This is a genomic window from Pseudomonas sp. SC3(2021), assembly GCF_019856535.1.
Taxonomy (GTDB): Bacteria; Pseudomonadota; Gammaproteobacteria; order Pseudomonadales; family Pseudomonadaceae; genus Aquipseudomonas; species Aquipseudomonas monsensis.
Genome location: NZ_CP082236.1, coordinates 60,159 through 78,307, shown reverse-complemented (window position 1 = coordinate 78,307; position 18,149 = coordinate 60,159). Strand labels below are relative to the sequence as shown.

Here is an 18,149-nt window from a genome sequence, read left to right as displayed (position 1 = left end):
TCGCGATAGCAGAGTGTCAGTCAACGCAATAGTGACTGATACGACGCAATTGCGAGCAGGCTCACTCCTGCAGGGAAGCAGCGTCGATCTTGAGAAAGGCGCCAAAACCTCGGGTTTATGGCAAACTTCGCGACCATAAACGCCCGTTTCGCGACCCAGAGCCCTCGGTAAGGTCGCGAACCGGAATAAAGCGATGCCAGGTCAGCGTCCCCCGGATGGGAATAGACCCTTTGTGTGTTGGTACGACGGTTCCAGCACTTTCTGCCTGAACAGATTAGAGAAACGACCATGCATAATGTCGTCATCAGCGGCACCGGCCTTTACACCCCGGCCAACAGCATCTCCAACGAAGAGCTGGTGCAGTCTTTCAACACCTACGTCGCCCAGTTCAACGCCGATAACGCCGAAGCCATCGCCAACGGTGAAGTCCAGGCCCTGACCGAATCCAGCGCCGCGTTCATCGAAAAGGCCTCGGGCATCAAGAGCCGCTTTGTCATGGACAAGGACGGCATCCTCGACCCGCTGCGCATGGCGCCGCGTCTGCCGGAGCGTTCCAACGACGAATGGTCGGTGCTGTGCCAGATGGCCATCGGCGCAGCCGAGCAAGCCTTGCAGCGCGCCGGTAAAACCGCCGCTGATATCGACGGCGTGATCGTTGCCTGTTCCAACCTGCAGCGCGCTTACCCGGCCATTGCCATCGAAGTCCAGGAAGCGCTGGGCATCCAGGGCTTCGGCTTCGACATGAACGTGGCCTGCTCCTCGGCTACCTTTGGCATCCAGGCGGCGGCCAACAGCGTGCAACTGGGTCAGGCCCGGGCGATCCTGATGGTCAACCCGGAAGTCTGCACCGGTCACCTGAACTTCCGTGACCGTGACAGCCACTTCATCTTCGGTGATGCCGCGACTGCAGTGATCATAGAGCGTGCCGATCTGGCGACGTCCAAATACCAGTTCGACGTGGTCAGCACCAAACTGTTGACCAAGTTCTCCAACAACATCCGCAACAATTTCGGCTTCCTCAATCGCGCCGCGGAAGAGGGCGTCGGCGCCCGCGACAAGCTGTTCGTGCAGGAAGGGCGCAAGGTGTTCAAGGATGTCTGCCCGATGGTCGCCGAACTGATTGGTGAGCATCTGCAAGAGAATCAGCTCAATGTCGGCGACGTGAAGCGTTTCTGGCTGCACCAGGCCAACCTGAGCATGAACCACCTGATCGTGCGCAAGCTGCTTGGCCGCGAAGCGACCGAAGAAGAGGCACCGGTGATTCTCGACACCTACGCCAACACCAGCTCCGCCGGTTCCGTGATTGCCTTCCACAAGCACCAGGATGATCTGGCTGCCGGTTCGCTGGCTGTATTGAGTTCGTTCGGTGCAGGCTATTCGATCGGCAGCGTGATTCTGCGCAAGCGTTGAAAAGAGGTTTAGTTTCCTCTTAAACACGTCGACTTTTCCTACATCCGAATCGGCTCAAACGCTGTAATTTTTCGGAAATGGCGGCAGGCGAAGTCCTGCCGCTATCATTTCGGAATCGGCACAAGGAGATTTTTGGATGGCTGACGACACCCAACTGCTTGAGCGCCTGCTGGCAGGTGAACAACGGGCTTTCAAGGAACTGGTGACTACGTATCAGAGCGCCATGCGTGCCGTGGCGTATGCGATTGTCGGCCAGCGTCATGTCGAAGAAGTGGTGCAGGACGCCTGGCTTTCCGTGGTGCGCCACATCGCCAGTTTCGAAGGTCGTTCCAGCCTCAAGACCTGGCTGCTGACCATCACCGCCAACTCGGCCAAAAGTCGTTACAAGCTGAATCGCCGCGAAGTGCTGATGGATGACTTGCCATCGCCCCACGGCACCATTGATGACGACCGCTTTTCTCCCGGCGACGGCCATTGGTTGATCGCCCCGTTCGCCTGGCACCAGGACACGCCCGAAGCCTTGCTGACCGAAAGTGAATTACGTGACTGCCTGGAGCATACGCTGCTCAGTCTGTCGGAATTGCAAAGCAGTGTTCTGCTGTTGCGTGAGCGTCAGGGCCTGGAGCTGGAAGAGATCTGTAATCTTCTGGAGATCTCGCTCTCCAATGTCCGTGTGCTGCTGCATCGTGCGCGGCTGAAAGTCTTCGCGACCGTGGAGCATTTTGAGGAGACCGGGGAATGCTGACCTGTAAGGAACAAGTGGCGCGCTCCAGCGATTATCTCGATGATCAGTTGAGCTTTCGCGAGAAGCTGATGGTGCGTCATCACCTGATGTTCTGCCCGAACTGTCGGCGTTTCATTCGGCAGATGCGTTTGATGCAGGCGACCTTGAAGGCGATGCCGGAGAAACCGGAGGAAGGGGTGGATGCCTTGGCGGAACGTTTGGCGGCGCAACGGCGGGACGATAGCCCGTGAAAAAACACAGCCCGGTGAAGCACCAGCGAACGGATGATGGGGATCGCTGTTGCTGCATCGAGCTGCAGGAAAATCAACTTCGATCGGCAAGTCGCAAGGGGAGCGGTGACTTGCAACTTGTCGCTCGAAGCTTGTCGCTGTTTTCTTAGAACTTCGCTTCCGCGTCCAGCTGCAGGGTGTTGGTGTCTGCATCACGCTGGGTACGGCTGGAGAAGTCTGCTTTGGTCAGGAAGTACGTCGCGCCGATGGCAAAGTTCTTGTCGATGTCGTAACCGACCTTGAACTTGTGACCACGCGAACCGGTGGTGCCGTTGGCGAAGTCGGAGTCGGTGAAGGCGCCGACCACGGCGTCACGCTGGACGTCACGATAGTTGTAGTCGAGGTTCAGACCGAACACTTTCGACTTGGCGCCGACCAGCCAGGCGGTGTCTGCATCGGTCACGGCATCGTTGTTCTTCACGTACTGACCGTAGAACGACAACGGCATTGGCAAGCCACCGATATCGATCTGGCTGAAGCCCTCGTACAGACGGAATTCGTTGTTGGCCGAGTTGCCGTTGACCGCCAGGGCGCACGGGGTGGACGTCCCGGTGCAGCGGCTGTCTTTGTCGTTCTGGTAGGCGTAGACGCTGCCGCCCAGGGTCAGTTTCAGGTTGTCGGTGATCGCGAAGCGGCTACCCAACTGGCCAGAGGTCAGGCGCAGGTCGTGACGGAATTGCACGCCGTCGCCGTCGACGTTGTCCTTGAGGTTGTAGTTACCCAGGCTGCCGAACAGCTCGGCGCTGCTGCCCAACGGGTATTTGTAGGTAACGGCCAGACCTTCCGGGTTGATGTCGCTGTCCCAGATCACGTCACCCATGCTGACCCACGGTTGCAGCATTTTGCCGCCGATGACGTGCAGGTTCTTGATCTGATCGGGGTGGTAGTCGATGTAGCCCAGGTCGAGCCAGATCTGCTTCTTGTCGAAGTAGTTGTCCTGATCCTGGTTGGTCGAACGGGCGTCGTCGCCGCCGCCGGTGGCGATACGGATGCCGGTGTCGACTTGCGGGTTGATCTCGGTGTAGGCGCCCAGGCGGGCACGGATGCGCTGGCGATCCTTGTCGCGGCCGCCGTTGTTCGGTTCGCCGTCGATCTTGATGGTTTCCTGGCGGATACGCACGTCACCCTTGAACTGGGTCTTGGCAGCCCAGGCCAGTTTCTGGTCGAAGGAGCTCAGCTCATTGGTTTTCTTCGCGGTTGCCGCGATTTGCTCGTTAGTCTCTTGCTGCGCCTGCTGCGCGATTTGCTGAGCCTTCTGATCCTTGGCCAGTTCAGTTTGCAGTTCAATGTACTGCGCCTGGGAAATCGAACCGTTAGCCTTGAGCATGTCGAGCAGTTTGGCGTCGACTGCAGCACTGGCCGGAACACTCATGGCCAGTAACAGGCCACCGCACAGGGCCGCCGCAGTTTTCGTGGAAGCAAGACGCATAGCAATCTCCGAAGATGAGAGGGGATGGCTGAACCATCCTGGGCACAACCGACGTGAAGGTCGGAAAACAGTGTCCGGGTAGAACCCGGCGCTCTAAAAACAGGCGCCAGTATCGCGATGGTTTATGACAGAGCAGTGGCACGATGATGGCAGGTTGATGACGATCCAGATGCGTCGTGAACTATTGATCTAGAGCGCTGTCGCCCGATTGAACGTGTGCAATGGCCGGCGATAGGCGATACTCGCCGGGCGCTGAAACCCGCTTGTGGAGACTCTGTTGATGCCGTTGCAACGCCTGCAAAACCTGTCAGAAATCGCCCCGGCCACCTGGGACGCACTGGTGCCGGAGAATCAGCCGTTTCTGCGCCATGCCTTCCTCAGCGCCCTGGAGGACAGCGGCAGCGTCGGCCCTCACACGGGTTGGCAGCCGGAACATTTGTTGCACATCGAGGATGATCGACTGATAGCGGCACTGCCCAGTTACCGCAAGTGGCATTCCTACGGCGAGTATGTGTTCGATCATGGCTGGGCCGACGCCTGTGCCCGCGCCGGAATCGACTATTACCCCAAGCTGTTGACGGCCGTGCCGTTCAGCCCGGTCAGCGGCCCACGCTTGTTGGCGGCGAAGGTCGAAGACGGCTTCGAGTTGCTCAAGAGCCTGCCGGGGTATCTGGAAATCGAAGGGCTTTCCAGCGCACATATCAATTTCACCGATCTCTTCACCGATACCGCCATGGCTGAACAACCAGGCTGGTTGCAGCGCATCGGCTGTCAGTATCACTGGCAGAATCGCGGTTACCGGGACTTTCAGGACTTTCTCGATGTGCTCAGTTCGCGCAAGCGCAAGCAGATGCGCAAAGAGCGCGAGCAAGTGGCGGGGCAGGGCTTCGAGTTTGAATGGTTGCAGGGGCGGGAGCTGGACGAGGCACAATGGGATTTCGTTTACGCCTGTTACGCCAATACCTATGCGGTGCGACGTCAGGCGCCATACCTGACGCGCGAGTTCTTCAGCCTGCTTGCCGAACGCATGCCGGAGTCGATTCGCGTGGTGCTGGCCAGACAGGGTTCACGCCCGGTGGCGATGGCCTTCAGTCTCGTGGGTGGCGATAGCTTTTACGGACGCTATTGGGGTTGCCTGGCGGAGTTTGATCGGCTGCACTTCGAAACCTGTTTTTATCAGGGCATGGATTACGCGATTGCGCAGGGCTATCAACGTTTCGACGCTGGTGCCCAGGGCGAGCACAAGTTGATTCGTGGTTTCGAACCGGTGATCACTCATTCGTGGCATTACCTGCGCCATCCCGGGTTGAAAGCGGCGGTGAAGGATTTCCTGCAACAAGAGCGCACCGGAGTCCTTGCGTACGCCGAAGAAGCCAGAACAGCCTTGCCCTACCGCCAAACCTGAATCCCCTGTAGGAGTGAGCCTGCTCGCGATAGCGGTCTCGTCAGAGCCATGGATGTTGACTGACACACCGCTATCGCGAGCAGGCTCACTCCTACAAGGGGATTTGTACAGGCTTCAGGTTTCTTCTTTGCCCAGCCAGCGATAGACCCCGCCACCGACCACCGCGCCCAACAGCGGCGCGACCCAGAACATCCACAACTGCGCGATCGCCCAGCCGCCGACCATCAGCGCCGGGCCCGTGCTGCGGGCCGGATTGACCGAGGTGTTGGTCACGGGGATCGAGATCAGGTGGATCAGTGTCAGGGCCAGGCCGATGGCAATCGGTGCGAGGCCCGCCGGAGCGCGTTTATCGGTGGCGCCGAGGATGATGATCACGAACATCGCGGTCATCACCAGTTCGCACACGAACCCGGCCGCCATTGAGTATTTGCCGGGCGAATGCTCGCCATAACCGTTGGAGGCCAGGCCGGCGGCGATATCAAATCCCTCCTTGCCGCTGGCGATGTGGGCGATCAGCGCGGCCGCGAGAATCGCGCCCAGCACCTGGGCGATGATATAGGCCGGTAGCTCTTTGGCCGGGAACCGGCCGCCAACGAACAGACCGACCGAGACGGCCGGGTTGAGATGACATCCGCTGATGTGGCCGATGGCAAACGCCATGGTCAGCACCGTCAGACCAAACGCCAGGGCGACCCCCAGCACCCCGATTCCCAACGGTGAAGACGCGGCGATCACCGCACTGCCACAACCGCCCAACACTAACCAGAACGTACCCAACAACTCAGTAACTGAACGTTTGAACAGAGACATGAGAGTGTCCTTGATAGGCGTGCTATCGAGACTGCATCGAGTGAGGCCTCCATGCCGATTTACGACAGGTTCCGTGCCGGAGCCTTGCCTGAGTACAGCAGGCTTTGAACGGATTTCCAGCAGGCGCAAAAAAACCGCCAGCGCCCGTAGTTAGCGGGCTGTGGCGGTTTTCTCTGTCACAGATTTCGCACATCCCCTGTAGGAGTGAGCCTGCAGAGTTTTGTAGTGACGGAAAAAGTCAGTCGATTCCGACAAACCCTCCGGTCTGATGCGCCCACAACCGCGCATACAAGCCACGATGGGCCAACAGTTCGGCATGGGTGCCGCTCTCGGCGATCTTGCCGTTCTCCAGCACCACCAGCCGGTCCATGCGCGCGATGGTCGAGAGGCGGTGGGCGATGGCGATCACGGTCTTGCCCTGCATCAGGGTTTCCAGGCTTTCCTGGATCGCTGCCTCGACTTCCGAGTCCAGCGCCGAGGTCGCTTCGTCCATGATCAGGATCGGCGCGTCCTTGAGCAGCACGCGGGCGATGGCGATGCGCTGACGTTGACCGCCGGATAGTTTCACCCCGCGCTCGCCGACATGCGCGTCAAAACCGGTACGGCCTTCAGCGTCCGACAGCAAGGGAATGAACTCGTCGGCGCGGGCCTTGTGGGCCGCATCCCACAACTCTGCATCGGTGGCGTCGGGTTTGCCATACAACAAGTTGTCGCGGATCGAGCGGTGCAGCAGCGAGGTATCCTGAGTGATCATGCCGATCCGCGCGCGCAGGCTCTCCTGACCGACTTCGGCGATGTTCTGCCCATCGACCAGAATGCGCCCGCCCTCGACGTCATACAGGCGCAGCAGCAGGTTGACCAGGGTCGACTTGCCGGCGCCGGACGGGCCGATCAGACCGATCTTTTCCCCGGGTTTGATGGTCAGATTGAGGTCGCCGATGATGCCGCGCTTCTTGCCGTAGTGAAAATCCACATGTTCGAAACGCACTTCGCCACGGGCCACGGCCAAGGGTTTGGCCTGCTCGCGATCGGTGACACTGACCGGTTGCGAGATGGTTTGCAGACCGTCCTGGACCATGCCGATGTTTTCGAAAATGCCGGTGACCACCCACATGATCCAGCCGGACATGTTGACGATGCGAATCACCAGACCGGTGGCGAGAGCGATAGCGCCGACCGTGATCAGCGATTGTGTCCACAACCACAGCGCCAGCGCCGTAGTACCGACGATCAGCAGGCCGTTCATGGTGGTGATCGCCACGTCCATGCTGGTGACCACACGGCCGGCCATTTGCGCCTTGACCGTCTGTTCCTCGATGGCTTCCCTGGCGTAGTGCTGTTCGAAGTTGGTGTGGGCGAACAGCTTCAGGGTGGCGATGTTGGTGTAGCCGTCGACGATCCGCCCCATCAGTTTCGAGCGTGCGTCGGAAGCTTCCACCGAGCGCTCTTTCACCCGTGGCACGAAGTAGCACAGTGCGCCGATGTAGGCGGCGATCCACGTCAGCAGCGGGATCATCAGGCGCCAGTCGGCTTCGGCGAACAGCACCAGCGAACTGATCGCGTAGATCACCACGTGCCACAGCGCGTCCACCGCCTGCACTGCCGAATCACGCAGCGAGTTGCCGGTCTGCATGATGCGCTGGGCGATGCGCCCGGCGAAATCGTTCTGGAAGAAATTCAGGCTCTGTTTGAGCACATAACTGTGGTTTTGCCAGCGGATCATGCTGGTCATCCCCGGGCTCAGGGTCTGGTGCACCAGCAGGTCGTGCAGGCCGAAAAAGATCGGTCGCAGCACCAGGGCGACCACCAGCATCCACGTCAATTCGAGGGCGTGATCGCTGAAGAAATTCGGGTTGGGCGTGCCTTGGGCCAGGTCAATGATGCGGCTCAGGTAACTGAACAGCGCCACTTCGATCAGCGCGGCAAACAGGCCGACCACCAGCAGGGCGGCAAAGCTCGGCCAGACCTGCTTGAGGTAATAGGTATAGAAGGGGAGAACGCGGTCCGGCGGAGACGCCGTCGGGGCGTCACGGAATATGTCGATCAGTTGTTCGAAACGGCGATAGAGCATCAGATAACCGCCCGGAGCCGGGCTCTCCTTTTATCGGTGTGAGCGGCGTAGGGTAGAACTCACGCCGCTCGATACGCCCTGTACAGCTTAGTTGATGACTTTGGCCGACTTGATGATCACAGGGTCGACGGGCACGTTTTGCATGCCTTGTTTGGTGGTGGTTTGCGAGTTGACGATGATGTCGACGACGTCCATGCCCTTGACCACTTTGGCGAACACCGCATAACCGGCGTCGCGGCCCGGATCGAGGAACGCGTTGTCAGCCACGTTGATGAAGAACTGGCTGGTGGCCGAGTCTGGATTGGAGGTGCGCGCCATCGACAAGGTACCGCGAACGTTATGCAGGCCGTTGCTGGCTTCGTTCTTGATCGGCGCTTTGGTGTCTTTCTGTTGCATCTGCTGGGTGAAACCACCGCCCTGCGCCATGAAGCCCGGGATCACCCGATGGAAAATGGTGTTGGTGTAAAAGCCGCTGTTGACGTAGTCGAGAAAGTTCTGGGTACTGATCGGCGCCTTGACCGGGTCCAGTTCGATTTCGATCTGACCGTTGGTGGTGTCCAGCAGCACGTGTGGCGCTTTGGCCGGGGTGGCAGCCATCAGGTTGGCAGCAAACAGCACAGTGCCGGCGGCGAGGGCGAGTTTTTTCAGCATGGGTCAGTGATCCTGAGATTGAGTATCGGCTGCGGCAAGAAAATCCAGCAGCGTTTGGTTGAAGCGTTCGGGTTGATCGAGCGGGGTGGCGTGGCGCGAATCGGCGATCACCACCAGCCGCGCATCGGGCAGCAGTTTTACATAGGTTTCTTTCAGCGAGACCGGCGTGTAGTCACGGTCGGCGCTGACGATGAGGGTTGGACAGGTCACCCGGGAAAGTCGTTCCTGAACGCCCCAGCCAACAATTGCATCGAAGCTGGCGAGATAAGCACGTTTGTCGTTTTTTGCCCAGCGTTCGGCCATTTTCTGCCGCAGACCGGCCTGTTCGGGTTTCGGAAAAAGCTTGCCGCCCAGCGCTTTACCGATGGTCGCGAGGCTGAGCAGGCGCATCAGGCTCCAGCGCTTGAACCACTGCCAGTAATCGTCGCGGCTGCGGATTTTGACTTCGGGCGCGCTGTTGACGATGGTCAGGCTTTTCAGCATTTGCGGTTGATCGACGGCGAACTGAAAACCGATCATCCCGCCCATCGACAGCCCGACGTAATGCACCGCGCCGAGGTTGAGGTGTTCGATCAGCGCCAGCAGGTCGGCGCTGAACCCGGCGATGCTGTAGCGCTCGCGGGGTTTGTCCGAGCGACCGTGACCGCGAACGTCCGGGACGATCACCCGGTAGTGCGCGGCCAGGGCCGGGATCTGCATTTCCCAGTCAAGGGTGCTCGAACCGAGCCCGTGAACCAGCAGCAACGGCGTGCCGTGGCCATATTCTTCGTAGTGCAGGTTGCAACCTTCATGTTCGAAATAGGCCATCGGTGAACTCCGTGTCAGGCTTGTTCGGGGGCGGCGTACGACGCATCCAGAGGCAACGTATCGAAGGTGCGCAGCAGTTCGATGAGAATTTGCGTGGCCGGGCCCAAGGGTTTGTCCTTGTTCGAGTACAGGTAAAAACTCGGGTTGCGGCTGCCGCCCTGATCCAACGGTAGCAGCTTGAGCGTGCCTTCCTTCAATTCCCGCTCGATCATGTGCCGCGGCAGCCAGGCAAACCCCAGGCCGCTGCTGACGAAGGTGGCGGCGGTGGCGAGGCTGCCGACGGTCCAGCGCTGTTCGGCGCCGAGCCAGCCGACGTCGCGCGGCTGCTGCCGGCCGGAATCGCGGATCACCACCTGCATCTGGGTTTCCAGATCCTGAAAGCTCAGCTCGCGATTGAGCCGATGCAGGGCGTGGTCAGGGTGGGCGACGGCGACGAACTCGACGTCGCTCAACTCGGCGCCGAGGTAGCCGGGAATGCTCAGGCCGGTGATCGCCAGATCGGCGACACCTTCGAGCAGCACTTCTTCGACCCCCGACAACACTTCTTCGCGCAGACGTACCCGGCAACCACGGCTCTGCGGCATGAACGCGGTCAGCGCGCGGACGATGCGGGCGCTCGGGTAGGCCGCATCGACCACCAGCCGCACCTCGGCTTCCCAGCCTTGCTCCATGTGGTGGGCGAGGTCTTCCAACTGGCTGGCCTGCTTTACCAGTTGGCGCGAGCGCCGCAGCAATACGCCGCCGGCTTCGGTGAGTACCGCCTTACGCCCGTCGATGCGTAACAGCGGTACGCCGAGCTGGTCCTGCATGCGCGCCACGGTGTAGCTCACCGACGATTGCGAACGGTGCAGGGCCTCGGCAGCCTGGGCGAATCCGCCGTGGTCGACCACAGCCTGCAGTGTTCGCCATTGATCCAGGGTCACGCGGGGCGCTTTCATCAATAGCTCCTCTTGTCCTAAGCTGGCTGTCCCTCATGGAGACTGCCGAATGAAAAAATTCTGTTGTGTGCTGCTGGCGCTGCTTCCGCTGACTGCTTTTGCTTATCCGATTGATGTGCAGAAAGATCTCAACGGCATGAAGATCGACTACGAGACTTTCGATACCGACAACGACATCGGCTCCATTCGGGTAGCCAACTACGGCGATGTCGATGCCGTCTGCAAGGCTGTGTTTACCAATGGCCCGGAAGCACCGCGCACCCGTAACATCGAAGTGGCAGCCGGCAAACATAAAAACGCCACGGCCAAATTCACCCGCGAGATCATCAAGCTGCGTATCAAACTGACCTGCACCCCGAAATAACACCTGTTCCTGTAGGAGTGAGCCTGCTCGCGATAGCGGCGTGTCAGTCAATAATGATTGCTCTGACACACCGCTATCGCGAGCAGGCTCACTCCAGCAGGCTATGGATCAGCATCTAAACTAATTATTCGATATTTTGCAGCAATTATTTGCGCTTTTTCATCGATTAGACACTGTTTAACCTTCACTCCATCGACCTACAACATTCTCGGATGGAGGCTACACACCATGTCCCGCGTTCTGATCATTGAAAGCAGCGCCCGCCAGCAAGACTCGGTATCCCGTCAGCTGACCCAGACCTTCATCAACCAGTGGAAAGCGGCGCATCCTGCTGATCAGATCACCGTGCGTGATCTTGCCGTGAACCCGGTGCCGCACCTGGACAGCAACCTGCTGGGTGGCTGGATGAAGCCTGCCGAGCAGCGTAACGACAGCGAACAAGCCTCGCTGGATCGCTCCAACCAATTGACCGATGAGCTGCTGGCAGCCGACGTGCTGGTGATGGCCGCGCCAATGTACAACTTCGCCATCCCGAGCACCCTCAAGGCCTGGCTCGACCATGTGCTGCGTGCCGGTGTGACCTTCAAGTACACCGAAACCGGCCCGCAAGGCCTGCTCAGCGGCAAGCGTGCCTACGTGCTGACCGCTCGCGGCGGTATCTACGCCGGCGGCCCGGCCGACCATCAGGAACCGTACCTGCGTCAGGTGATGGGCTTTATCGGCATCCACGACGTGACCTTCATCCACGCCGAAGGCATGAACCTGGGTGGCGACTTCCAGGAGAAGGGCCTGAATCAGGCCAACGCCAAACTGTCCCAGGTCGCTTGATATGTTAATCGCCAGATAATCGCCGATTGTTCTAGTGACCTGGCGCAACCCCTTCAAGGCTCTACGCGCATCGAACCTCCCTTTGCACTTGTTGCTCCTGAGTGCTGTAGCCCGATTGAACGCATTAGCGAGATCGGGCTTTTTTTTGCCCGCGATTTACCAGAGCACCAAAAATCCCCAGTTGGAGCGGGCGTGCCCGCGATTGCGGAGTGTCAGTAGGCACACGTTCGCGGTCGGGCCAAAAAACCGCTATCGTCGCCGCCATTCGAAACAGAGGCGACCATGGGCTATCTACTTTTTGTCACGCTGATCCAGGCGTTTTCCTTCAGTCTGATCGGCGAATACCTGGCCGGTCACGTCGACAGTTACTTCGCGGTGTTGGTGCGCGTGGTGCTGGCCGGACTGGTATTTATCCCGCTGACGCGCTGGCGCTCGGTGGAACCGGCGTTCATGCGCGGCATGCTGTTGATCGGCGCGTTGCAGTTCGGCGTGACCTACGTCTGCCTGTACCTGAGCTTCCGCGTGCTGACGGTGCCGGAGGTGTTGCTGTTCACCATTCTCACGCCACTGCACGTGACCCTGATCGAAGACGCACTGAACCGCCGCTTCAATCCATGGGCGCTGATCGCCGCGCTGGTCGCGGTAGGGGGCGCGGCAGTGATCCGCTTCGACCGGATCAACCCGGACTTCTTCATGGGTTTCCTGCTGTTGCAACTGGCCAACTTCACCTATGCCGCCGGGCAGGTGCTGTACAAGCATCTGGTGGCGAAACACCCCAGCGACCTGCCGCATTACCGGCGTTTCGGCTTCTTCTACCTCGGCGCACTGGCGGTGGTGTTACCGGCGTTCCTGCTGTTCGGCAAGGCCAACTTCCTGCCCGAAGCACCGCTGCAGTGGGGCGTGTTGCTGTTCCTTGGTCTGGTCTCGACCGCATTGGGCCTGTACTGGTGGAACAAAGGCGCGTGCATGGTCAATGGCGGCACGCTGGCAGTGATGAACAATCTGCATGTGCCGGTGGGGCTGCTGTTGAATTTGCTGATCTGGAACCAGCACGAAGAACTTGGGCGGTTGTTGCTCGGTGGGAGTGTGATCCTCGCCGCTGTATGGATTAGCCGGTTGGGGATCAAACGCACCGCATGACCCCCTGGGAATTTTGTTGTCAGCGCAGGGCCAGTTGCGTCACCAGAAACTCAATGAACGCCCGGGTCTTCTGCGGCACCCGCCGCGCCGAGGAATACACCGCGTTGATGCTGATCGCCGGTGCCTGCCATTCGCACAGCACCGGTACCAGTCGACCCGCCGCCAAGGCTTCTTCGACGATGAAGTCCGGCAGCAGCGCAATTCCCATTCCGGCCTCGGCCGCCTGCGCGAGCAAGTCGCCATTGTTCGCGTGCAACGGCCCGGTGACGTTGACCCGCTGGGTCTCCTTGCCATTGCACAGTTGCAGACTCACACCGCTTTGCAGATAGCCGTAGTTCAGGCATTGGTGTGTGCGCAAATCCTGTGGCGTCTGCGGAATCCCGGCACGTTCGAGGTAGGCCGGGGAGGCGACCATGATTCGCGGTGCCGGCGCCAGTTGCCGGGCGATCATGGTCGAGTCGGGCATGCTCGCAATGCGGATCGTCACGTCGAACCCGCCCCTTACCGGATCGACCTGTTGATCGCTGAGCACCAGTTGCAGCTCGATGTTCGGGTGTTGCTCATGGAACAGCGGGATCAGTTTGCCCAAGCGCCGCAAGCCGAACGACATCGGCGCATTCACGCGCAACACGCCGCGTAACTCGCCAATCCCGTCACGTGCGCGCTGCTCGGCCTCGTCCAGGGCGGCAATGACCTCGCGCGCCGCTTCAAAATACTCGGCGCCGGCTTCGGTCAGGTGCAGGCTGCGCGTGGTGCGTTGCAGCAGTTGCACGCCGATGGCTTCTTCCAGCGCCTGGATCTGTTTGCTGACTTTCGAGCGCGGCACATCCATGGCGCGTGCCGCGGCGGCGAAGCCGTTTTCGCCGACTGTCACCACGAAGGCGCGCATGCATTCGATGCGATCCATGATTGTCCCTTTTTTAGAATCAATGATTCTCGATTTTAGGGAATTGTCCCTTTATCTGCCAGCCCCTAAAGTGACATCCAAGCCGACAACAACGCCGACCCCGGCAGCGTCGACCAACCCTTACTGACCCGACATCATCGACATCAAAAGGAACGCGCCATGTCTATTCGTGAACTGCTCAACCCAACCAACTCCGCTCTGATCCTGATCGACCACCAGCCACAAATGGCCTTCGGCGTGCAGTCGATCGACCGTCAGACCCTGAAGAACAACACCGTGGGCCTGGCCAAGGCGGCGAAGATCTTCAACGTGCCGACGATCTACACCTCGGTGGAAACCGAGAGCTTCAGCGGTTACATCTGGCCTGAGCTGTTGGCGGTTCATCCTGAGCAGAAGCCGATCGAGCGCACCTCGATGAACTCCTGGGAAGACAAGGCGCTGGTCGACGCGGTCAAAGCCACCGGGCGCAAGAAGCTGATCATTGCCGCGCTGTGGACCGAGGTCTGCCTGACCTTCCCGGCCCTCGAAGCCCTGGCGGAAGGTTATGAGGTGTACATCGTGACCGACGCGTCCGGCGGCACCAGCAAAGAAGCCCACGACATGTCGGTGCAACGGATGATTCAGGCGGGCGCGGTGCCGGTCACCTGGCAGCAAGTGCTGCTCGAATTCCAGCGTGACTGGGCGCACAAAGAGACTTATGAAGCGGTGATGGAGCTGGTGCTGGAACACAGCGGCGCGTACGGCATGGGCGTCGATTACGCCTACACCATGGTGCACAAGGCGCCGCAACGGCAGGCCAAATAACCCTGGGCAGAAAAAAACGCAACTTCGGTTGCGTTTTTTTTCCTGCGGCAGTTCCTGCACGGATCGTGCGTTACATGAGGTGTTTTTCAGGCACGGGAATGTGCGCGGACCCCAACACCGCCGGCAACAACCCCGAGCGCAAATCCCCGCCACTCGGTTGCTGATACAGGCTCAAGCCAAACTCCGGCAGCACTGCCAGCAGGTAATCGAAAATATCCCCCTGAATCCGCTCGTAATCGGCCCACGCCGTGGTGCGGGTGAAACAGTAGATTTCCAGCGGAATGCCCTGCGCCGTGGTCTGCATCTGGCGGACCATGCAGGTCATGTTCGGTTGAATCTCCGGATGACTCTTCAGATATGCCAGTGCATACGCGCGAAAGGTGCCGATATTGGTCATCCGCCGACGATTCGCCGACATTGCCGCGACATTACCCTGCGCCTCGTTCCATGCCTTGAGCTCGGCTTTCTTGCGGCTCATGTAGTCGGTCAGCAGGTGCACCTGGGAGAGTTTTTCTTCTTCATCGTCGCGGATGAAGCGCACGCCGCTGGCGTCGATGAACAGGCTGCGCTTGATCCGCCGACCGCCGGACTGCTGCATGCCGCGCCAGTTCTTGAACGACTCGGACATCAGGCGCCAGGTCGGGATTGAAACGATGGTCTTGTCGAAGTTCTGCACCTTGACCGTGTGCAGGGTGATGTCGACCACGTCGCCATCGGCGCCGACCTGGGGCATTTCGATCCAGTCACCGACCCGCAGCATGTCGTTGCTGGTCAGTTGTACGCTGGCGACGAACGACAGCAGGGTGTCCTTGTAGACCAACAGAATCACCGCCGACATCGCACCCAGACCGGAGAGCAGCAACAGTGGCGAACGGTCGATCAATGTGGCGACGATGATGATCGCGCCGAACACGTACAGCACCATTTTCGCCAGTTGCACATAGCCCTTGATCGAGCGGGTACGGGCATGTTCGGTGCGCGCGTAGATGTCCAGCAGCGCATTGAGCAGGGCACTCACCGACAGCAGCAGGAACAGAATGGTGAACGACAACGCCACGTTGCCGAGAAAGGTCATCGCGGTTTTGCTCAGTTCCGGCACCAGATGCAGGCCGAACTGGATCACCAGCGACGGTGTCATCTGCGCCAGGCGCTGAAACACCTTGTTGTGGCGAAAGTCGTTGATCCAGTGCAGGGCCGGTTGGCGTCCGAGCATGCGGCTGGCGTGCAGGATCAGATAACGCGCCACTCGTCCGAGGACCAGTGCGATCACCAATAGCAGCATCAGCGCCAGGCCGGATTGCAGGAACGGGTGCTGTTCGAGGACACCCCAGAGGTCTTGGGCTTTGAGCCAGAGCTGTTTGAAATCCATGTGAGCAACGATTCTTCTGTAAGACGCGATGGGCGATTAGAGCATTTAAGACGCCGTGTATTACCGTTGGAGACAAATCGAGCAACAAAAAAGCCACTGATTACGCCCGTTTGTATAAAGAAACTCGGCCTGAGCGCTCGAAACCGGTAACCTATGCAGCTGTTTTTTTGCATATCTTCGAGGTAGCACCCGTGTTTTCCCAATTCGCCCTGCACGAACGCCTGCTCAAAGCCGTGGCCGAGCTGAAATTTGTCGAGCCAACGCCTGTGCAAGCTGCGGCCATTCCGCTGGCGCTCCAGGGGCGTGACCTGCGGGTGACGGCGCAAACCGGTAGCGGCAAGACCGCCGCTTTTGTCCTGCCGATCCTCAACCGCCTGATCGGTCCGGCCAAGGTCCGCGTCAGCATCAAGACCCTGATCCTGCTGCCGACCCGCGAACTGGCCCAGCAGACCCTGAAGGAAGTCGAGCGCTTCTCGCAGTTCACCTTCATCAAGTCGGGCCTGATCACCGGCGGTGAAGACTTCAAGGTCCAGGCTGCCATGCTGCGCAAGGTGCCGGATATCCTCATCGGTACGCCGGGGCGGATGATCGAGCAACTCAACGCCGGCAACCTCGACCTCAAAGAAGTCGAAGTGCTGGTGCTCGACGAAGCCGACCGCATGCTCGACATGGGTTTCGCCGAAGACGTACAGCGTCTGGTCGACGAATGCCCGAACCGTCAGCAGACCATGCTGTTCTCCGCCACCACCGGCGGTTCCGGCCTGCGCGAGATGATCGCCAAGGTCTTGAACAACCCTGAGCACCTGCAGCTCAACGCGGTCAGCCAGCTGAACTCGACCACCCGTCAGCAGATCATCACTGCCGACCACAACCAGCACAAAGAACAGATCGTGAACTGGCTGCTGGCCAACGAGACCTATCAGAAGGCCATCGTATTCACCAACACCCGTGCCATGGCCGACCGCATCTACGGCCGCCTCGTGGCTCAGGAGTACAAGGCGTTCGTGCTGCACGGCGAAAAAGACCAGAAGGATCGCAAACTGGCGATCGATCGTCTGAAGCAGGGCGGCGTGAAGATTCTGGTCGCCACCGACGTCGCGGCCCGTGGTCTGGACGTTGATGGTCTGGACCTGGTGATCAACTTCGACATGCCACGCAGCGGCGACGAATACGTACACCGTATCGGTCGTACCGGCCGTGCCGGCAACGATGGTTTGGCGATCTCGCTGATCTGCCACGGCGACTGGAACCTGATGTCGAGCATCGAGCGCTACCTCAAGCAAAGCTTCGAGCGCCGCACGATCAAGGAAGTCAAAGGCACCTACGGTGGACCGAAAAAGGTCAAGGCCTCGGGTAAAGCCGTTGGCGTGAAGAAGAAAAAGACCGACGCCAAGGGCGACAAGAAAAAAACCGCCGCCAAGACGCCGACCAAGCGCAAGAGCGTCAACCGGCCGAAACCGGACTCGCTGGTGAGCAGCGATGGCATGGCCCCGCTCAAGCGCCGCAAGCCGGCCGCGCCTGCCGCTGAGTAAGGCTTTTCAGGCACGCAGAAAAAACCCGGAACGATGTCCGGGTTTTTTTTCGTCCAGCGTTTATCAGTTTCCTAACAGACCGCTGGTGTCGGCGTCGAAGCGGCGTTTTGCCTGATCTGCCGCCGGTTTCAGCGCGGCGAGCAGGGCGGCCTCGCTGTATAACCGGGTGGCGGCCAGGTCCTTGGGTGTCGGCTCGATCGGGATCAGCACGTCTTCGTCATCAGCGTGCAGCCAGATCGCCACAACGTTGAGTGCCGATACGAACAACACCCGCAGCTCAACGGTCTTGCCTTGCAGGTGCGGCGCTTGCTCCGCCAGTTTCAGCGCCCCTACCGTGGCGGCGGCGAGGTTGCCGTGGTTCAACGAAGCGAACTCGACGTGACCCCGGACTTCGGCCAACTGGGCATCGGCGATCGTTACGTCATCGGCGAACACCAGGTAGTGCCAGTCGCCGATCCGCGCGTTGCGCAGACCTTTGCCGGCGCTCAGGTCATCCAGGCTCAGCGAATAGCCGCGGTAGGCCTCGCTGAGGCTGATCTTCGCCGCTGCGGCGTTGGCGAACTGGCGGTTGGCGCCAAAGCCCCGGGTTTGCAGCGCGGCTTGCAGCGCCGGGCGCAAAGTCTGTACGCCGTTGGAAGGCGCCTTTGGATACGTCAGTTGCATGATGTCG

18 protein-coding genes are annotated in these 18,149 nt (G+C 59.9%); 9 read left to right on the top strand and 9 right to left on the bottom strand.

Translation table 11 applies throughout. From position 1 onward, the window contains the following. The first annotated feature begins 288 nt into the window (after positions 1-288). From K5Y35_RS00335 to K5Y35_RS00325, 3 genes are all read left to right on the top strand, one after another. On the top strand, positions 289-1,410 hold the full coding sequence (locus tag K5Y35_RS00335; RefSeq protein ID WP_123465546.1) for a beta-ketoacyl-ACP synthase III: 1,122 nt from the start codon (positions 289-291) through the stop codon (positions 1,408-1,410). 136 nt (positions 1,411-1,546) lie between these two features. Continuing rightward, positions 1,547-2,155: an RNA polymerase sigma factor gene (locus K5Y35_RS00330; RefSeq protein WP_123465548.1), complete on the top strand. Its 609-nt coding sequence runs from the start codon at positions 1,547-1,549 to the stop codon at positions 2,153-2,155. Further along, complete coding sequence (locus tag K5Y35_RS00325) at positions 2,149-2,385, top strand: anti-sigma factor family protein (RefSeq protein WP_123465550.1); 237 nt, start codon at positions 2,149-2,151, stop codon at positions 2,383-2,385. Before K5Y35_RS00330 ends, K5Y35_RS00325 begins: the two co-directional genes overlap by 7 nt. 145 nt (positions 2,386-2,530) lie before the next feature. Here K5Y35_RS00325 and K5Y35_RS00320 read toward each other — a convergent pair whose 3' ends face one another. After that, the gene (locus K5Y35_RS00320; protein ID WP_123465552.1) at positions 2,531-3,853 is read right to left on the bottom strand and encodes a putative porin; all 1,323 of its coding nucleotides are present in this window, start codon (positions 3,851-3,853) and stop codon (positions 2,531-2,533) included. Between the two features lie 280 nt (positions 3,854-4,133). On the opposite strand from K5Y35_RS00320, the gene K5Y35_RS00315 reads away from it, so the two are divergent. Then, complete coding sequence (locus K5Y35_RS00315; protein WP_222833461.1) at positions 4,134-5,258, top strand: GNAT family N-acetyltransferase; 1,125 nt, start codon at positions 4,134-4,136, stop codon at positions 5,256-5,258. A gap of 114 nt (positions 5,259-5,372) precedes the next feature. On the opposite strand, the gene aqpZ is transcribed toward K5Y35_RS00315, so the two are convergent. The 5 genes from aqpZ to K5Y35_RS00290 all read right to left on the bottom strand — a co-directional run bounded on the left by aqpZ (position 5,373) and on the right by K5Y35_RS00290 (position 10,535). Continuing rightward, the gene (gene aqpZ, locus K5Y35_RS00310) at positions 5,373-6,068 is read right to left on the bottom strand and encodes an aquaporin Z (RefSeq protein WP_128616360.1); all 696 of its coding nucleotides are present in this window, start codon (positions 6,066-6,068) and stop codon (positions 5,373-5,375) included. A gap of 238 nt (positions 6,069-6,306) precedes the next feature. After that, positions 6,307-8,139, bottom strand: coding sequence for an ABC transporter ATP-binding protein (locus K5Y35_RS00305; RefSeq protein ID WP_123465557.1), 1,833 nt, complete (start codon positions 8,137-8,139; stop codon positions 6,307-6,309). 87 nt (positions 8,140-8,226) lie between these two features. Continuing rightward, positions 8,227-8,790, bottom strand: coding sequence for a peptidylprolyl isomerase (locus K5Y35_RS00300; RefSeq protein WP_186744632.1), 564 nt, complete (start codon positions 8,788-8,790; stop codon positions 8,227-8,229). 3 nt (positions 8,791-8,793) lie between these two features. Further along, a complete protein-coding gene (locus tag K5Y35_RS00295; RefSeq protein WP_123465561.1) occupies positions 8,794-9,597 on the bottom strand; it encodes an alpha/beta fold hydrolase in 804 nt (267 codons plus the stop codon). Between the two features lie 14 nt (positions 9,598-9,611). Further along, complete coding sequence (locus K5Y35_RS00290; protein ID WP_123465563.1) at positions 9,612-10,535, bottom strand: LysR family transcriptional regulator; 924 nt, start codon at positions 10,533-10,535, stop codon at positions 9,612-9,614. Positions 10,536-10,584: 49 nt separating this feature from the next. On the opposite strand from K5Y35_RS00290, the gene K5Y35_RS00285 reads away from it, so the two are divergent. From K5Y35_RS00285 to K5Y35_RS00275, 3 genes are all read left to right on the top strand, one after another. Next, entirely contained in the window at positions 10,585-10,899 is a 315-nt protein-coding gene (locus tag K5Y35_RS00285; RefSeq protein ID WP_016985956.1) for a hypothetical protein, read from the top strand. 228 nt (positions 10,900-11,127) lie between these two features. Then, positions 11,128-11,727, top strand: coding sequence for an FMN-dependent NADH-azoreductase (locus tag K5Y35_RS00280; protein WP_123465565.1), 600 nt, complete (start codon positions 11,128-11,130; stop codon positions 11,725-11,727). A gap of 282 nt (positions 11,728-12,009) precedes the next feature. Further along, positions 12,010-12,867 (top strand): carboxylate/amino acid/amine transporter, encoded by an 858-nt coding sequence (locus K5Y35_RS00275; protein WP_222833460.1) that lies wholly within the window; start codon positions 12,010-12,012, stop codon positions 12,865-12,867. Between the two features lie 19 nt (positions 12,868-12,886). Here K5Y35_RS00275 and K5Y35_RS00270 read toward each other — a convergent pair whose 3' ends face one another. Next, positions 12,887-13,774 carry a LysR family transcriptional regulator gene (locus tag K5Y35_RS00270; protein ID WP_123465569.1) on the bottom strand — a complete coding sequence of 296 codons (888 nt, stop codon included), beginning with the start codon at positions 13,772-13,774 and terminating at the stop codon, positions 12,887-12,889. Positions 13,775-13,933: 159 nt separating this feature from the next. Between K5Y35_RS00270 and K5Y35_RS00265 the strand changes: the two genes are divergently transcribed. Next, positions 13,934-14,578 carry a hydrolase gene (locus K5Y35_RS00265; RefSeq protein ID WP_123465571.1) on the top strand — a complete coding sequence of 215 codons (645 nt, stop codon included), beginning with the start codon at positions 13,934-13,936 and terminating at the stop codon, positions 14,576-14,578. A 70-nt stretch (positions 14,579-14,648) separates the two neighbouring features. On the opposite strand, the gene K5Y35_RS00260 is transcribed toward K5Y35_RS00265, so the two are convergent. After that, positions 14,649-15,947, bottom strand: coding sequence for a mechanosensitive ion channel family protein (locus tag K5Y35_RS00260; protein WP_123465573.1), 1,299 nt, complete (start codon positions 15,945-15,947; stop codon positions 14,649-14,651). Positions 15,948-16,138: 191 nt separating this feature from the next. Between K5Y35_RS00260 and K5Y35_RS00255 the strand changes: the two genes are divergently transcribed. Then, on the top strand, positions 16,139-17,479 hold the full coding sequence (locus K5Y35_RS00255) for a DEAD/DEAH box helicase (RefSeq protein WP_123465575.1): 1,341 nt from the start codon (positions 16,139-16,141) through the stop codon (positions 17,477-17,479). Positions 17,480-17,542: 63 nt separating this feature from the next. On the opposite strand, the gene K5Y35_RS00250 is transcribed toward K5Y35_RS00255, so the two are convergent. Then, positions 17,543-18,142, bottom strand: coding sequence for a hypothetical protein (locus K5Y35_RS00250; RefSeq protein WP_222833459.1), 600 nt, complete (start codon positions 18,140-18,142; stop codon positions 17,543-17,545). Positions 18,143-18,149: the final 7 nt, after the last annotated feature.

Coding starts and splice junctions, on each gene's coding strand:
- K5Y35_RS00335 (WP_123465546.1), top strand. CDS start 289: ATGCATAATGTCGTCATCAGCGGCACCGGCCTTTACACCCCGGCCAAC.
- K5Y35_RS00330 (WP_123465548.1), top strand. CDS start 1,547: ATGGCTGACGACACCCAACTGCTTGAGCGCCTGCTGGCAGGTGAACAA.
- K5Y35_RS00325 (WP_123465550.1), top strand. CDS start 2,149: ATGCTGACCTGTAAGGAACAAGTGGCGCGCTCCAGCGATTATCTCGAT.
- K5Y35_RS00320 (WP_123465552.1), bottom strand. CDS start 3,853: ATGCGTCTTGCTTCCACGAAAACTGCGGCGGCCCTGTGCGGTGGCCTG.
- K5Y35_RS00315 (WP_222833461.1), top strand. CDS start 4,134: ATGCCGTTGCAACGCCTGCAAAACCTGTCAGAAATCGCCCCGGCCACC.
- aqpZ (WP_128616360.1), bottom strand. CDS start 6,068: ATGTCTCTGTTCAAACGTTCAGTTACTGAGTTGTTGGGTACGTTCTGG.
- K5Y35_RS00305 (WP_123465557.1), bottom strand. CDS start 8,139: ATGCTCTATCGCCGTTTCGAACAACTGATCGACATATTCCGTGACGCC.
- K5Y35_RS00300 (WP_186744632.1), bottom strand. CDS start 8,790: ATGCTGAAAAAACTCGCCCTCGCCGCCGGCACTGTGCTGTTTGCTGCC.
- K5Y35_RS00295 (WP_123465561.1), bottom strand. CDS start 9,597: ATGGCCTATTTCGAACATGAAGGTTGCAACCTGCACTACGAAGAATAT.
- K5Y35_RS00290 (WP_123465563.1), bottom strand. CDS start 10,535: ATGAAAGCGCCCCGCGTGACCCTGGATCAATGGCGAACACTGCAGGCT.
- K5Y35_RS00285 (WP_016985956.1), top strand. CDS start 10,585: ATGAAAAAATTCTGTTGTGTGCTGCTGGCGCTGCTTCCGCTGACTGCT.
- K5Y35_RS00280 (WP_123465565.1), top strand. CDS start 11,128: ATGTCCCGCGTTCTGATCATTGAAAGCAGCGCCCGCCAGCAAGACTCG.
- K5Y35_RS00275 (WP_222833460.1), top strand. CDS start 12,010: ATGGGCTATCTACTTTTTGTCACGCTGATCCAGGCGTTTTCCTTCAGT.
- K5Y35_RS00270 (WP_123465569.1), bottom strand. CDS start 13,774: ATGGATCGCATCGAATGCATGCGCGCCTTCGTGGTGACAGTCGGCGAA.
- K5Y35_RS00265 (WP_123465571.1), top strand. CDS start 13,934: ATGTCTATTCGTGAACTGCTCAACCCAACCAACTCCGCTCTGATCCTG.
- K5Y35_RS00260 (WP_123465573.1), bottom strand. CDS start 15,947: ATGGATTTCAAACAGCTCTGGCTCAAAGCCCAAGACCTCTGGGGTGTC.
- K5Y35_RS00250 (WP_222833459.1), bottom strand. CDS start 18,142: ATGCAACTGACGTATCCAAAGGCGCCTTCCAACGGCGTACAGACTTTG.